Annotated in this window: 17 protein-coding genes; 15 read left to right on the plus strand and 2 right to left on the minus strand. The window is 61.2% G+C overall.

Annotation, left to right across the window (positions count from 1 at the left end; translation table 11 throughout):
* Positions 1–21: 21 nt before the first annotated feature.
* Complete coding sequence (locus LB536_RS04195) at positions 22–174, minus strand: hypothetical protein (RefSeq protein ID WP_224590219.1); 153 nt, start codon at positions 172–174, stop codon at positions 22–24.
* A gap of 195 nt (positions 175–369) precedes the next feature.
* Here LB536_RS04195 and coaD point away from each other — a divergent pair, with 195 nt between their 5' ends.
* The 7 genes from coaD to tgt are packed head-to-tail and all read left to right on the plus strand — an operon-like array spanning position 370 to position 4,954.
* Positions 370–870 carry a pantetheine-phosphate adenylyltransferase gene (gene coaD / locus LB536_RS04200; RefSeq protein WP_224590220.1) on the plus strand — a complete coding sequence of 167 codons (501 nt, stop codon included), beginning with the start codon at positions 370–372 and terminating at the stop codon, positions 868–870.
* Between the two features lie 17 nt (positions 871–887).
* Positions 888–1,475, plus strand: coding sequence for a peptidylprolyl isomerase (locus LB536_RS04205; RefSeq protein WP_224590221.1), 588 nt, complete (start codon positions 888–890; stop codon positions 1,473–1,475).
* Positions 1,476–1,502: 27 nt separating this feature from the next.
* Positions 1,503–2,015, plus strand: a complete 513-nt coding sequence (locus tag LB536_RS04210; RefSeq protein WP_015317720.1) for a peptidylprolyl isomerase — start codon at positions 1,503–1,505, stop codon at positions 2,013–2,015.
* A 12-nt stretch (positions 2,016–2,027) separates the two neighbouring features.
* Entirely contained in the window at positions 2,028–2,477 is a 450-nt protein-coding gene (locus LB536_RS04215) for a DMT family transporter (protein ID WP_224590222.1), read from the plus strand.
* A 6-nt stretch (positions 2,478–2,483) separates the two neighbouring features.
* The gene (gene queA / locus LB536_RS04220; protein WP_224590223.1) at positions 2,484–3,572 is read left to right on the plus strand and encodes a tRNA preQ1(34) S-adenosylmethionine ribosyltransferase-isomerase QueA; all 1,089 of its coding nucleotides are present in this window, start codon (positions 2,484–2,486) and stop codon (positions 3,570–3,572) included.
* On the plus strand, positions 3,562–3,831 hold the full coding sequence (locus LB536_RS04225; protein WP_224590224.1) for a hypothetical protein: 270 nt from the start codon (positions 3,562–3,564) through the stop codon (positions 3,829–3,831). The genes queA and LB536_RS04225 overlap by 11 nt, the downstream gene beginning before the upstream one ends.
* Positions 3,824–4,954 carry a tRNA guanosine(34) transglycosylase Tgt gene (tgt, locus tag LB536_RS04230; protein ID WP_224590225.1) on the plus strand — a complete coding sequence of 377 codons (1,131 nt, stop codon included), beginning with the start codon at positions 3,824–3,826 and terminating at the stop codon, positions 4,952–4,954. The genes LB536_RS04225 and tgt overlap by 8 nt, the downstream gene beginning before the upstream one ends.
* Positions 4,955–4,973: 19 nt before the next feature.
* Here the strand turns inward: tgt and LB536_RS04235 are convergent, their stop codons facing one another.
* Positions 4,974–5,393, minus strand: a complete 420-nt coding sequence (locus LB536_RS04235) for a DUF4864 domain-containing protein (protein WP_224590226.1) — start codon at positions 5,391–5,393, stop codon at positions 4,974–4,976.
* 247 nt (positions 5,394–5,640) lie between these two features.
* Here LB536_RS04235 and LB536_RS04240 point away from each other — a divergent pair, with 247 nt between their 5' ends.
* The 8 genes from LB536_RS04240 to glpD all read left to right on the plus strand — a co-directional run bounded on the left by LB536_RS04240 (position 5,641) and on the right by glpD (position 14,168).
* Positions 5,641–5,877, plus strand: coding sequence for an Lrp/AsnC family transcriptional regulator (locus LB536_RS04240; RefSeq protein ID WP_010909609.1), 237 nt, complete (start codon positions 5,641–5,643; stop codon positions 5,875–5,877).
* A gap of 171 nt (positions 5,878–6,048) precedes the next feature.
* Complete coding sequence (locus tag LB536_RS04245) at positions 6,049–7,461, plus strand: circularly permuted type 2 ATP-grasp protein (protein WP_181182816.1); 1,413 nt, start codon at positions 6,049–6,051, stop codon at positions 7,459–7,461.
* A 135-nt stretch (positions 7,462–7,596) separates the two neighbouring features.
* Positions 7,597–8,538 (plus strand): alpha-E domain-containing protein, encoded by a 942-nt coding sequence (locus LB536_RS04250; RefSeq protein ID WP_224590227.1) that lies wholly within the window; start codon positions 7,597–7,599, stop codon positions 8,536–8,538.
* A gap of 7 nt (positions 8,539–8,545) precedes the next feature.
* Positions 8,546–9,337 (plus strand): transglutaminase domain-containing protein, encoded by a 792-nt coding sequence (locus LB536_RS04255; RefSeq protein WP_224590228.1) that lies wholly within the window; start codon positions 8,546–8,548, stop codon positions 9,335–9,337.
* Between the two features lie 31 nt (positions 9,338–9,368).
* Complete coding sequence (locus LB536_RS04260) at positions 9,369–10,100, plus strand: peptidase (RefSeq protein ID WP_224590229.1); 732 nt, start codon at positions 9,369–9,371, stop codon at positions 10,098–10,100.
* 108 nt (positions 10,101–10,208) lie between these two features.
* Positions 10,209–11,621 (plus strand): pyridoxal phosphate-dependent decarboxylase family protein, encoded by a 1,413-nt coding sequence (locus tag LB536_RS04265; RefSeq protein ID WP_224590230.1) that lies wholly within the window; start codon positions 10,209–10,211, stop codon positions 11,619–11,621.
* 127 nt (positions 11,622–11,748) lie between these two features.
* Positions 11,749–12,516, plus strand: coding sequence for a DeoR/GlpR family DNA-binding transcription regulator (locus LB536_RS04270; RefSeq protein WP_140503763.1), 768 nt, complete (start codon positions 11,749–11,751; stop codon positions 12,514–12,516).
* Positions 12,517–12,641: 125 nt separating this feature from the next.
* On the plus strand, positions 12,642–14,168 hold the full coding sequence (gene glpD, locus LB536_RS04275; RefSeq protein ID WP_224590231.1) for a glycerol-3-phosphate dehydrogenase: 1,527 nt from the start codon (positions 12,642–12,644) through the stop codon (positions 14,166–14,168).
* The last annotated feature ends 16 nt before the right edge of the window (positions 14,169–14,184 follow it).

Genomic DNA, 14,184 nt, shown 5'->3' on the forward strand with positions numbered 1-14,184 from the left:
CGGCAGCAAGTCAAGACTGACTTAGTAGTGACGATACGGCTTCCGGAGGCCGAAGCCTTCGAAGCGCTTTGTGGTTGCCTTGACGCGGATGCGGTGTGCCTCCTGATGCAGCCCGAATACTGTGGCGATCAGCATGGCGACGGTCATCGCTGTGGCGAGCATGTAGATCAGCATGTGCGTGTTCTCCTGCGTCTTACCAACGGATATATGGGAGTTTGGTTTCATCTTATTAAGGGTGGAACCTAGTGAACGCTGCGTGAAGGCTGCGTGATCAGCGTATTCATCTGTCGTTCATGTGCCGGAAAAGGTTCACGGGCCGCCTGCCGATCGGATTTGCCTTTGTTAGAGAGGCTCGCTAGAAGCTCCCGCATGACCGAACGCATCGCCCTATATGCCGGCTCCTTCGACCCGCTGACCAACGGCCATCTCGATGTGCTGAAAGCGTCGCTGGCGGTTGCCGACATCGTTTATGCCGCGATCGGCATTCATCCGGGCAAGAAGCCGCTGTTCTCCTTCGAGGAGCGGGTGCGCTTGATCGAAGCCGCCACGAAAGCCGAATTCGGACGCGATGGCGCCCGCATCAAGGTCGTCGCCTTCGATGGGCTGGTGATCGATGCCGCCAGAAGAGAAGGCGCCTCGATCATGATCCGAGGTCTGCGCGACGGCACCGACCTCGACTACGAAATGCAGATGGCCGGCATGAACGAAACCATGGCGCCGGAGCTGCAGACGGTTTTCCTGCCCGCCAGCCCGTCGGTGCGAACCATTACCGCCACACTTGTGCGCCAGATAGCCTCGATGGGTGGCGACATCCGCCCCTTCGTGCCGGCGGCCGTGGCCGGTGCACTCATCGCAAAATTCGCGAAATAAGCTTGGAGAAAATCCTCATGCAGCTCAAAAGGCTTGCCTCATTCTTTGTTGTGCTCGCCGGTCTCTTGACCGCATCCGTTTCGGCCTATGCCGCCGACCCGGAAAACACCATGATCATCACGCTGAAAGATGGCGACGTGACCGTCGCGCTGCGCCCCGACCTGGCGCCCAAGCATGTAGCGCAGATCAAGAAGCTGGTGCGCGATCATGCCTATGACAATGTCGCTTTCCATCGCGTCATCGACGGCTTCATGGCGCAGACCGGCGACGTCAAGTTCGGCAACATGGAGAAGGGATTCAATGCCCAGGCCGTCGGCACCGGTGGTTCCGACCTGCCCGACCTGCCGGCCGAATTCTCGCAGACCGAGCACTACAAGCGTGGCGTGGTCGGCATGGCCCGTTCGCAGGATCCGAACTCCGCCAATTCGCAGTTCTTCATCATGTTCGCACCGGCACCGCCGCTCGATGGCCAGTACACCATCGTCGGCAATGTCGTCAGCGGCATGGACCTGGTGGACAAGATCAAGAAGGGCGACGAGGCGGACAATGGCGCGGTCACCGAGCCCGACCGCATGATCAAAGTGCGCATCGCCGCCGACAAATAGTTTCATTTTCTCGAAAGGATATCTGACATGGCTGAGATCAAGGACCGCGAGAACGCGCTCATCATGGAAACGACCAAGGGCAAGGTCGTCATCGAACTGTTTCCCGATTTGGCCCCCGGCCATGTCGCCCGCATCAAGGAACTGGCGCGCGAAGGCGCCTATGACGGAGTCGTCTTCCATCGCGTCATCGAAGGCTTCATGGCGCAGACCGGTGACGTCAAGTTCGGCAATTCGAGCAAGCCCTCGTTTGCGCCGTCGCGCGCTGGCATGGGCGGCTCTGAAAAGCCTGACTTGAAGGCTGAATTCTCCAACGCGAACCACGGGCGCGGCACCTGCTCGATGGCCCGTTCGCAGAACCCGAACTCGGCCAACTCGCAGTTCTTCATCTGCTTCGACGATGCCGCTTTCCTCAACCGCCAGTACACGGTCTGGGGTCAGGTCATCGAAGGCATGGACAATGTCGACAAGATCAAGCGCGGCGAGCCGGTGCAGGATCCCGACAAGATCGTGTCGCTGAAGGTCGCGGCAGACGTCAAGTAAGGCGAAACGACAATGATGGGCGTCGTCTGGTCGCTTCTCGGCATCCTGTCCGGCGCCTTCATTGCCATTCAGGCGCCGATCAACTCGCAGCTTGCACGCGGCCTGGGCCTCCCGGTCGCGGCGGCAGCGTTTTCATTCCTGTCGGGCGCGGTCGTGCTTGGCATCATCTCGGTCATGCTGGTGAAGCTGCAAGGCATATCGCTCGACTGGAAGGCGCCGGCGCCGTGGTTGTTCGTCGCCGGCGGTATGCTCGGCGGCTTCTACGTAACGCTTTCAACCATCTTGACGCCGCGCATCGGTGCGGCCGCCCTGATGGCGTTCCTGGTGGCCGGTCAGTTGATCGCCGGCATGCTCATCGACCGCATCGGCTTCCTTGGCGTTGCGGTGCGTGAAATCTCGCTCGGCCGGATCGCCGGCGCGGTGCTTCTGCTGGCCGGAGCGCTGCTCGTTCGGCTGTTTTGATTCCCGATGCGCGTCGACCTCTTTGATTTCGACCTGCCGGAGGAGCGTATCGCGCTTCGCCCGGCGGAACCGCGCGACAGCGCCAAAATGCTCGTCATCAAGCCGGGCGAGGAGCTGGAGGACCGGACGGTTGGCGATCTGCCGTCCTCGCTCGGCGCCGGCGACGTGCTGGTCTTCAACGACACCAAGGTCATTCCAGCGCAGCTGAAGGGCATGAGGCGGCGCGGCGAAACACAAGCGCAGGTCGAGGCCACGCTGCACATGCGCATGGCTCCTGACCGTTGGCTGGCGTTCATGCGGCCGGGAAAGCGCATCGCCGCCGGCGACCGCATCCATTTCGGCCATGACGGCAATTCCTGTTTCCTCGGCCAGCTCGACGCCACCGTGATCGAAAAAGGCGAGGGCGGTGAAGCGCTGCTCGGCTTTGATCTATCCGGGCCTTTCCTCGACGAAGCGCTGCACGCGGTCGGCCACATTCCGCTGCCGCCCTACATCGCCTCGAAGCGCGACGACGACGAGCGCGATCGTGCCGATTACCAGACCATCTACGCCAGGGAAGAGGGTGCGGTAGCGGCACCCACCGCGGGCCTGCATTTCACGCCGGAGCTTTTCGCGGCGCTGGATGCCAAGGGGGTCGAGCGCCGTTTCGTCACCTTACATGTGGGCGCCGGTACGTTCCTGCCGGTGAAAGCGGATGACACCGCCGACCACAAGATGCATGCCGAGATCGGCTCGGTCAGCGCGGGGACCGCCGAGGCGCTCAACGCCGCGAAGGCGAGGGGCGCGCGCATCGTTGCCGTCGGTACGACCTCGCTGCGCCTGCTGGAGAGCGCGGCGCGTGAAGACGGCACGCTGGCGCCATGGTCCGGACCGACCGACATCTTCATCACGCCCGGTTACCGCTTTCGCACCGCCGACATGCTGATGACCAATTTCCATCTGCCGCGCTCGACGCTGTTCATGCTGGTTTCGGCCTTCAGTGGCCTCGACACGATGCGTGCCGCCTATGCGCATGCCATCGCGAACCGTTACAGGTTCTACTCCTATGGCGATGCAAGCCTGCTTTACCGAGCGGAGATGAGCGATGGACGATGATCTGCAAACCCTCGATCGCGAAAGCCTGATCGCGGAAGTGAAAAAGCTGCGCGCCGGCATTCGCGCGCACCGCGATACATCAGGCCACGATCTGTGCTGGCATCACCCCGATCTGTGGGACCTGCTGCCTGAGAAGACCGAGCCATCGATCGCCGTGCCGCCCTGGCCCAAATTCATGCGAGGCTGCATCCGGTACCGTCAATCGCTCGACAGGCAGGCGCCGGATGCGCCGGTCCACGACAAGGAATTCAATGACTGAGACGTTCAGCTTCAAGGTGCTGGCGACCGATGGCAAGGCGCGGCGCGGCCTGATCGACATGCCGCGCGGCGAAATCCGCACGCCGGCCTTCATGCCGGTCGGCACCGGTGGCACGGTCAAGGCCATGTACATGGACCAGGTGCGCGGCGTCGGCGCCGACATCATCCTTGGCAACACCTATCACCTGATGCTGCGGCCCGGGGCCGAGCGCGTGGCGCGGCTCGGCGGTCTGCACGAATTCGCCCGCTGGCCGCACCCGATCCTGACCGACAGCGGCGGATTCCAGGTGATGTCGCTGTCGAAGCTGAGAAAGCTGACCGAGAAAGGCGTCACCTTCCGTTCGCACATCGATGGCGCGGCCTATGAAATGTCACCGGAGCGCTCCATAGAAATTCAAGGATTGCTCGATTCCGACATCCAGATGCAGCTCGACGAATGCACGGCGCTGCCTGCCGAGGTGAAAGAGATCGAGCGCGCCATGGAACTGTCGCTGCGCTGGGCGGAGCGCTGCAAGACGGCGTTCGGCGACCAGCCAGGCAAGGCGATGTTCGGCATCGTGCAGGGCGGCGACAACGCCGCGCTCAGGGTGCGCTCGGCGCAGGCGCTGAGCGCGATGAACCTGAAGGGCTATGCTGTCGGCGGCCTGGCTGTCGGCGAGCCGCAAGCGGTGATGCTCGATATGCTCGACATCACGTGCCCGGAACTGCCCGACAACAAGCCGCGCTACCTGATGGGCGTGGGCACGCCGGACGATATCCTGAAATCGGTGGCGCGCGGCATCGACATGTTCGACTGCGTGATGCCGACGCGAGCCGGCCGGCATGGTCTTGCCTATACCAGGCGCGGCAAGGTCAATCTGCGCAACGCCCGCCACGCCGACGATCCGCGCCCGCTCGACGAAGAGAGCGATTGCCCCGCGGCGCGCGACTATTCGCGCGCCTATCTGCACCATCTGGTGCGCTCGCAGGAGGCGCTCGGGGCGATGCTGCTGACCTGGAACAACCTTTCCTACTACCAGAAGCTGATGCAGGACATCCGGGCCGCGATCGAAGCGGGCAGCTTCGAGGCACGCGGCGCGGAGATCAGCGAAGGCTGGGCGAGGGGCGATATCCCGGTGTTGTAACGCCCCGACGCTGCAGCGTTCAGGTGCTCAGCGAATTCGACGCCCGCAGGCTGCAGCCGGTGATCTGGAACGTGCCGTCGGGCTGTTGCTGTAGCGTGTAGACCGCCTCGTAGTCCTTGCCGTCGGGGCCGACGATCAGCACCTGCTGGACGATCGAACCCGGGCCCCTCTGCTCGACCTTGCCGAAAGAGTAGGACTGTGGCCTGCGCACAGGCGGATAGCCGTTGGTCACCATGTTCATGAAGGCGTCGACGGTCGGGAATACCTGCTTCACATTCGGGGCGGCGAAGCTGTAGGCCTTGGCGCCGTCATTGGCGACGAGGGCCTTCAATTGACCGTCGATGACGGCCTGGCCAGCCTTGATCTCGGCATCGCCGGCAAACGCCTGGGAAACCAGCATGAGCGAAACGAATGCGAATGCGAAAAAGCCGCGGCGCATGGCCTGTCTCCACCGTCCCTTCGAAAAGCCGCCTCCAGAAACGCTGTTCCAGGAGGCATCCTAACATATGGGTGACGGTGCTTCACGGTTTCAGAGGCGCCAATGATGGACCCCGAGGGAGAGAGCGTGTGCTGCGCGAGGCCGTTGCCAAAGCAGGTGCCCGGCCAAGTGCGCATTCCAACGCTTGAAAGGCCGCCTCCAGTCTGCCAGAAGGGCCGCTGGACCTGGAAGTTAGCGGGACGAAGCCATGAAGGCGTTTTTCGTGCAGATCAAATGCGAGCTGGGCAAATCCTATGAGGTTGCCAGCGCGCTTGCCGACGCCGAGATCGCCTCGGAAATCTATTCCACCGCCGGCAATTACGATCTGCTCGCGAAATTCTATGTCGACGATGAGGAAGACGTCGGCCATTTCGTCAACGAGAAGGTGCAGATTCTTCCCGGCATCAAGGACACGTTCACCGTCGTCACCTTTCGCGCCTTTTAGCAGCGCGAGGCATTTGCCCGGGCATGAGGCAAAGCCTGATCAAGCTCATATTTAGGCTGCCTCAATTTTAGGCAGCCGCAACATACTGATCGTCCGGACCTCCCAAATCACCGATTGCGCTTGATTTTCTCCGACGACGCCAGTGAAATGGCGTCACAGGGGAGTATGCGATTGGCCGCGTTCGATGAAATGCTTCCGGAGGTCTCCGGACTTAGAAGACCGTATTCGGCTTACGATCGCTGGCTGAAGGAGCAGGATCCAGCCAGACTTACCGAAAAGATGCAGGACGCCGAACGCGTCTTTCGCAAGACCGGCATCACGTTTGCGGTCTACGGCGAGCAGGAAGCATCCGAACGGCTGATCCCGTTCGATATCGTTCCCCGCATCATTTCAGGCAATGAGTGGCGCCGCCTGACGCAAGGCATCGAGCAGCGCGTACAGGCGCTGAACGCCTTCCTCGACGACATCTACCATCGCCAGGAAATCCTTCGCGCCGGCCGCGTCCCCAGGGACCTGATCGCCAGGAACGAGGCGTTCCTGCCGGAAATGATTGGCGTGCGGCCGCCGGCCGGCGTCTACACCCACATCATCGGCGTCGACATCGTGCGTATCGGCGAGGACGAGTTCTACGTGCTGGAAGACAATGCACGCACGCCGTCCGGTGTCTCCTACATGCTGGAGAACCGCGAAACGATGATGCAACTGTTCCCCGAGCTGTTCCAGAAGATCAAGGTGCGGCCGGTGGAGAATTATCCGCAGCTGCTGCGCCAGTCGCTGGCGGCGGTGCGGCCACAAGGCACCAAGGGCGCGCCGACCATCGCGGTTCTGACGCCCGGCAGTTTCAATTCCGCCTATTTCGAACACGCCTTCCTTGCAGATCAGATGGGCGTGCAACTGGTGGAGGGGCAGGATCTGCGCGTCGTCGACGGCCATGTCGCGATGCGGACGACCGAAGGCTACAAGCAGATCGACGTTCTCTACCGCCGCGTGGATGATTCTTTCCTGGACCCGCTGACCTTCAGGCCGGATTCGGCCCTTGGCATACCCGGCATCATGGATGTCTACCGCGCCGGCAACATCACCATCGCCAATGCGCCGGGAACAGGCATCGCCGACGACAAGGCGATCTATTCCTACATGCCCGAGATCGTCGAATTCTACACCGGCCGCAAGGCGATCCTCGGCAACATCCCGACCTGGCGCTGTTCCGAGCCGGACAGCCTGAAATATGTGCTCGAACACATCGACGAGCTGGTGATCAAGGAAGTGCATGGTTCCGGCGGCTACGGCATGCTGGTCGGCCCGGCGGCGACCAAGAAAGAATGTCAGGATTTTGCCAAGAAGCTGCAGGCCAAGCCGTCTAATTACATCGCCCAGCCGACGCTCGCGCTCTCGACCTGTCCGATCCTGACTGAAAAGGGGCTGGCGCCGCGCCACGTCGACTTGCGGCCTTATGTGCTGGTTTCCGACCGCATCCAGATCGTGCCTGGTGGGCTGACGCGTGTCGCGCTGAAGGAAGGCTCGCTGGTTGTCAATTCCTCTCAGGGCGGCGGGACAAAGGATACGTGGGTGCTGGATGATTAAAATGGGTGAGTAGGGAATAGTCAGTAGTCAGTAGTGGAAGCAGAGGGGACAGGGAAATGCCATATTCCGTTGAAATTCAATCGCTTGCTATTCGCTGCTCGCTAATTCCTACTCACTAGCCCGAAGGGCCATTCCATGCTTCTCGGCCGCACCGCCAACGGGCTCTACTGGATGAACCGCTATATCGAGCGGGCGGAAAACATGGCGCGGCTGGTCGACGCCGGGCTGCGCATGGCGCTGACCCGCACCCAGAATGCGTCCGAGGAATGGAATTCGGTGCTGCTCAGCGCCGGCTCCGACGTCGCCTTCAAGCAGAAATACCCGGACTATACGGCGGCCAATGTCTCCGATTTCCTTTTGCGCGACACGTCGAACCCATCGAGCACGATGTCGTCGATCGAGACTGCCCGCAACAATGCGCGCATGGTGCGTACCGCACTGACGCGCGAGACCTGGGAGAGCATCAACGAAGCCTGGATGGCACTGAAACGGATGCTGGCGAGGCCGATCGACGAGCGCGACCTGCCCAACGTGCTCGACGCGATCAAGCGCGAGACCGCGCTGATCCGTGGCTCGTTCTACGGCACCATGCTGCGCAACGAAATTTTCGATTTCTCGCAGCTCGGCACCTATGTCGAGCGCGCCGACAACACCGCGCGCATCCTCGACGTGAAATACTATGTGCTGTTGCCGTCGATCTCCTGGGTCGGCTCGACGCTCGACAACTATCAGTGGGAATCGATCCTGCGCTCGGTGTCGGCGCATCGCTCCTACCGTTGGGTCTACGACGCAGACTACAAGCCGACCAATATCGCGGACTACCTGATCCTCAACGTCCGCATGCCGCGGTCGCTGACCTTCTGCTATCGCTTCCTGGCAGAGCATCTGAAGTTCCTCTCCGACGACTATGGCGAGCGCCATGCGTGTCACGCAACGGCGGAAAAGACGCAGGCAATGCTGAGGGCAGGGTCGATCAAGGATATATTCGACGCCGGTCTGCATGAGTTCCTGGCTGGGTTCATTCGCGACAACACCAGGCTCGGCGACGAGATCGCGCAGGACTACAGGTTTTATTGAGGAAGCCATGCGGCTGAAAATCACGCACCGGACCGAATACCGCTACGACGCACCGGTGCAGTATTTGCTTCAGAGGCTGCGGCTGCTGCCCATGAGCGGGCCGACCCAGACCGTGCTGTCCTGGGCGCTGAAGGTCGAAGGCGCGCGCGAGGAAGTGCGATTTGCCGACCACTACGGCAACGACAACAGGCTGTTGAGCGTCGAAGGTGATCACGACTTCATCACAGTCGAAGCGTTGGGCGAGGTGGTGACGCGCGATACATCGGGCGTCTGTGGGCCGCACCAAGGCTTCGCGCCGCTCTGGCTGTTCGCGCAGGAGACCGCTTTGACCGCCATAGGCGACGGTATCCGTAATCTTACCGAGGCGGTCGGCAAGGGCAACGACCTCGAAAGACTGCACCGGCTGATGGCCGCCATCGGCGAACGCGTCGCCTACACGCCGGGAACCACCAATGCGACAACCTCGGCCGAGGAGGCCTTGGTCCTGAAAACCGGAGTCTGCCAGGACCATAGCCACATTTTTGCCGCCGCCGCGCGCGCCATGGGATTTCCTGCTCGCTACGTCAGCGGCTATCTGATGATGGATGCGGTGGAGCAGGCGGCGAGCCACGCCTGGGCCGAGGCTCATGTCGCCGGCCTCGGTTGGGTTGCCTTCGATCCCGCCAACGGTATTTCTCCCGACGAACGCTATGTGAAGGTGGCCACCGGCCGCGACTACCGTGACGCTTCGCCGGTGTCGGGAATTCGGCTGGGACAGGCGGAAGAACTGCTTGCGGTCACCGTCACGGTAGAGCAGTAATCCCCCAGGGATTGCTGCCTCAAGAGATTCCATGACCTATTGCGTCGGCCTCAAGATCGATCGCGGGCTCGTGTTCATGTCGGACACGCGCACCAATGCCGGCATGGATTCGATCTCGACCTTCAAGAAGATGCATGTCTGGGAACAGCCTGGCGAGCGTGTCATCGTCTTGATGTCGGCCGGCAATCTGGCGACGACGCAGGCCGTGGTCAGCCTGCTGGACGAGCGTACCAAGGCGGTGAGCGACCGCCACGAGAAGCTGCTCGAAACGCCGTCCATGTACCAGACGGTGCGGCTGGTCGGCGACACGGTGAAAGAGGTGATCGCGCAATCGTCGCCCGCCGGCGAGAAGGCCGATTCCTATTTCAATGCCTCCTTCATCCTCGGCGGGCAGATCAAGGGCAGCCCGCCGCGCCTTTTCATGATCTATCCCGAAGGCAATTTCATCGAATCGACCGACGACACGCCGTTCTTCCAGATCGGCGAAACCAAATACGGCAAACCGATCATCATTCGCGCCTACGAAAAGACGATGAGCCTCGCCGCGACGGTGAAACTCCTGCTGGTGTCGTTCGATTCGACGTTGAAGTCGAACCTGTCGGTCGGCTTGCCGCTCGACCTCCTTTTTCTGGAACAGGACGCCTTTCGGGTCGGCCTGAAAAAGCGGATCGCCCAGGACGATCAGTATTACCGCACGATCTCTGACGGATGGTCGAATGCCCTGAAGACGGCTTTCGCCAGTTTGCCGGATTTTCCTGGCTAGTCCGCTGTTTCGCCACTTGACGGCGATTGCAATTATTTCACATGTTAATTAATATCTGAAGAGCCGGCGGCAACCACCGGCAGCTAAGGATCATGTCGGGAGGACAAGATGAACAATGATGATTTCCGGGAATGGTCGCAACGCGCCGCCGTTTGGGGCGCCGACTATCGCAACAATTTGCGTGAGCAGCCGGTGCGGCCGCTGGTCGAGCCGGGCGACATTTTCAGGAGCATCGAGGCATCGCCGCCCGAAGAGGCGGAACCGATGGACAGGATTTTCGCCGACTTTGAAGCCAAGATCGTGCCAGGGATGACCCATTGGCAGCACCCGCGCTTCTTCGCCTATTTCCCGGCAAACGCGGCGCCCGTCTCGGTGGTGGCGGAGTATCTGGTGTCGGCGATGGCCGCGCAATGCATGCTTTGGCAGACGTCACCGGCGGCGACCGAGCTTGAAACACGCACCGTCGACTGGATGCGCCAGGCGCTCGGCCTGCCGGAAGGCTTTTCCGGCGTCATCCAGGATTCGGCCTCCTCGGCGACACTGAACGCCGTGCTGACGATGCGCGAGCGGGTGCTCGATTGGCAAGGCAACAAAAAGGGCTTGTTTGGACAGTCGAGGTTGCGGATCTATTCTTCCGACCAGGTGCATACATCGATCGACCGGGCGATCTGGGTGTCAGGCATCGGTGAGGACAATCTGGTGCGCATTCCGGTCGCCGGCCGTTTTCGCGCCATGGACACGGCGGCCCTGGAAGCAGCCATCATCGCCGACCGGAAAGCCGGCATGCTGCCGGCCGGCATTATCGCCTGCGTCGGCGGCACTAGCACCGGCGGCACGGACGATATTGCAGCGGTCGCGGAGATTGCCCGGCGGCACGGGCTCTACCTGCATGTCGATGCCGCCTGGGCCGGGTCGGCGATGATCTGTCCGGAGTTCCGGCATTTCTGGATCGGCGTCGAAGGCGCGGACTCGATCGTCTTCAATCCGCACAAATGGCTCGGCGCGCAGTTCGATTGCTCGATCCAGTTCCTGCGTGACCCCTCGAGCCATGTCAGGACGCTGGCCATCAAGCCCGACTATCTCAAGACGCACGGCCATGACGGCATCATCAACTACTCAGAATGGTCGGTGCCGCTCGGCCGGCGCTTCCGCGCGCTGAAGCTTTGGTTTCTGCTGCGCGCCCATGGACTGGAAAATCTGCGAACCATGATCCGCAACCATGTCGCCTGGAGCGAAGGCCTTGCCACGCGCCTGGCAAGGGAGCCGGATTTCGAGATTGTCAGCGAGCCGATGCTGTCGCTGTTTTCGTTCCGGCACAAGGCTGGCTCGGGCGCCGATGCCGGCGAGCACAATCTGCGGCTGGTCAACATGATCAACGACGATGGCCGCATCTACCTGACGCAAACGAAAGTCGATGGCAGGGTGGCGATCCGCTTCCAGGTCGGCCAGTTCGATACGACGGCAGAGGATGTCGATATTGCTTTCACCGTCATTACCGAAATTGCGCGTGCCACGGCCTGAAAAGGCTGGATCGAGGTCGCGGGGAGGTTCACCCGTGCAATCATCGGATTTCGTTAGCCGGCTTATGCCTTTTCAACGGTTTCGTTTTCGATTATAAGCAAGAAAAACGAAAACGGGAGCTTGTCTGATGTATCTGTCGCCGCGCCATGCCGAGATCATTCAGATGGCCAAGGACAATGGCCGCGTGCTGGTCGATGACCTGGCCACGCATTTCAACGTGACGCCGCAGACCATACGCAAGGACCTCAATGATCTGTGCGACCAACGGCTACTTTCGCGCATTCATGGCGGCGCCTTGTTCCCGTCTGGTATCGAGAACATGGAGTATGAAGCCAGGCGCAAGATCGCGGCGGACGAGAAGGAAGCGATCGGCCGCGCGGCGGCCAGGTTGATCCCCGACAACGCCTCGCTGTTCATCAACATCGGCACCACGACGGAAGCGGTCAGCAAGGCATTGCTCGATCATGACGGCCTGATGGTCATCACCAATAACATTAACGTTGCCAATAGGATGCGCATCTATCCCTCGATCGAGGTGGTGATTGCAGGGGGCGTGGTGCGCGGCTCGGACGGGGGTGTCGTCGGCGAGGCGGCAGTCGATTTCATCCGGCAGTTCAAAGTCGATTATGCTGTTATCGGCGCCTCTGCCATCGATCATGATGGCGCCTTGCTCGACTTCGATTTTCGAGAGGTGAAGGTAGCGCAAGCGATCATCGCCAATGCCAGGCACGTCATCCTTGTATCCGACCAGACCAAATTCGAGCGTACGGCGCCGGTGCGCATTGGTCACCTGTCGCAGGTCAACACCTTCATCACCGATCGCTGCGATATCGCGTCGGTGCGCAAAATCTGCCAGGAGGCCGAGGTTCAGCTGATCGAGACATCGCTTGGCTAGGCATTTCGCCGTCCTCTCACAGGCTCGTGATATTTCGTTTGACATTCGTTATGAGTTCGAAATAATTCCGCCACGGTTTCGTAAAAGACCCAAAATGGTGCAATGCGAAATCGTGGAGGAATTGGGTGGACACATCTTCAGTCCGGGACATTTTCGTCATAGGTGGCGGCATCAACGGCTGCGGCATCGCCCGTGATGCCGTTGGGCGCGGGTTTTCGGTCTTTCTTGCCGAGATGAACGATCTCGCCAGCGGAACCTCGTCCGGCTCGACCAAGCTGATCCATGGCGGGCTGCGCTATCTCGAATTCTACGAATTCCGCCTGGTGCGCGAGGCGCTCATGGAGCGCGAGGTTCTGTGGAAGAACGCGCCGCACATCATCTGGCCTATGCGCTTCGTGCTGCCCTATGCCAAGGGCCTGCGCCCCGCCTGGCTGATCCGGCTTGGCCTATTCCTTTACGACCACATTGGCGGGCGCAAATTGCTGCCGGCGACCAGGACGCTCGACATGACAAGCGACCCGGCAGGCAAGCCTTTGAAACCACTGTTCAAGAAGGCTTTCGAATATTCCGACGGCTGGGTCAACGATGCGCGGCTGGTGGCGCTGAATGCACGTGACGCCGCTGACCGGGGCGCAACAATCCGGACCCGCACGAAAGTGGTCGGAGCCCGCCGCGAAGGCGGCATCTGGACGATAAAGATCGAGAACCTGCAGACCGGCGAGACCGAAGAGGTCAAGGCAAGGTTGCTGGTCAATGCGGCGGGTCCTTGGGTCGACCACGTGCTGTCCGGCGTTGTCGGCCTCAACGACGTTCACAATGTCCGCCTCGTCCAGGGCAGCCACATCGTCATCGCCAAGAAGTTCGACGATCCGCGCGCCTATTTTTTCCAGAACAAGGATGGCCGCATCATCTTCGCCATTCCCTACGAGGACGAGTTCACGCTGATCGGCACCACCGATCAGGATTATCCAGGCGATCCGCACGATGTGAAGATCAGTGACACAGAGATCGATTATCTCTGCGCCGCGGCCAGCGAGTATTTCGCGGTTCCCGTCAAGCATTCGGACATCGTCTGGACCTATTCGGCCGTGCGTCCGCTCTATGATGACGGCGCCTCCAAGGCGCAGGAAGCGACACGTGACTATGTGCTGAAGGCCGATGGCGGCGAGGGTGCCGCGCCGCTGGTCAACGCGTTTGGCGGCAAGATCACCACCTACCGCCGGCTGTCGGAATCGATGCTGGAGAAGGTCGAAGGTTTTCTCGGCAAGCGCGGCAAGCCGTGGACATCAGATGCGCCGCTGCCAGGCGGCGAATTCCCGGCCACGGGTTTTGATGCGCAGGTTGCGAAGCTGAAAAGCGCCTATCCTTTTCTCGACCAGCGCTTGGCGCGCCGGCTGACCCGGCTCTACGGGACGCGTGCACAGATTTTGCTCGGCTTGGCCAAGTCGATTGCCGATCTCGGCCGCAATTTCGGTGGCGATCTCCACGAGGCCGAGGTGCGCTATCTCGTTGAAAACGAATGGGCCGTCACGGCGGAAGATGTTTTGTGGCGGCGGACCAAGCACGGCCTGCATCTTGGCCGCGAGCAGGTCGCGGCACTCGATGAATTCATGCGCGGCATAAGCAGGCGGCATGTCGCGGCTGCTGAATGAAGGGGGCTTTGAGCTG

This window comes from Mesorhizobium sp. ES1-3, from assembly GCF_020164795.1.
GTDB lineage: Bacteria > Pseudomonadota > Alphaproteobacteria > Rhizobiales > Rhizobiaceae > Mesorhizobium.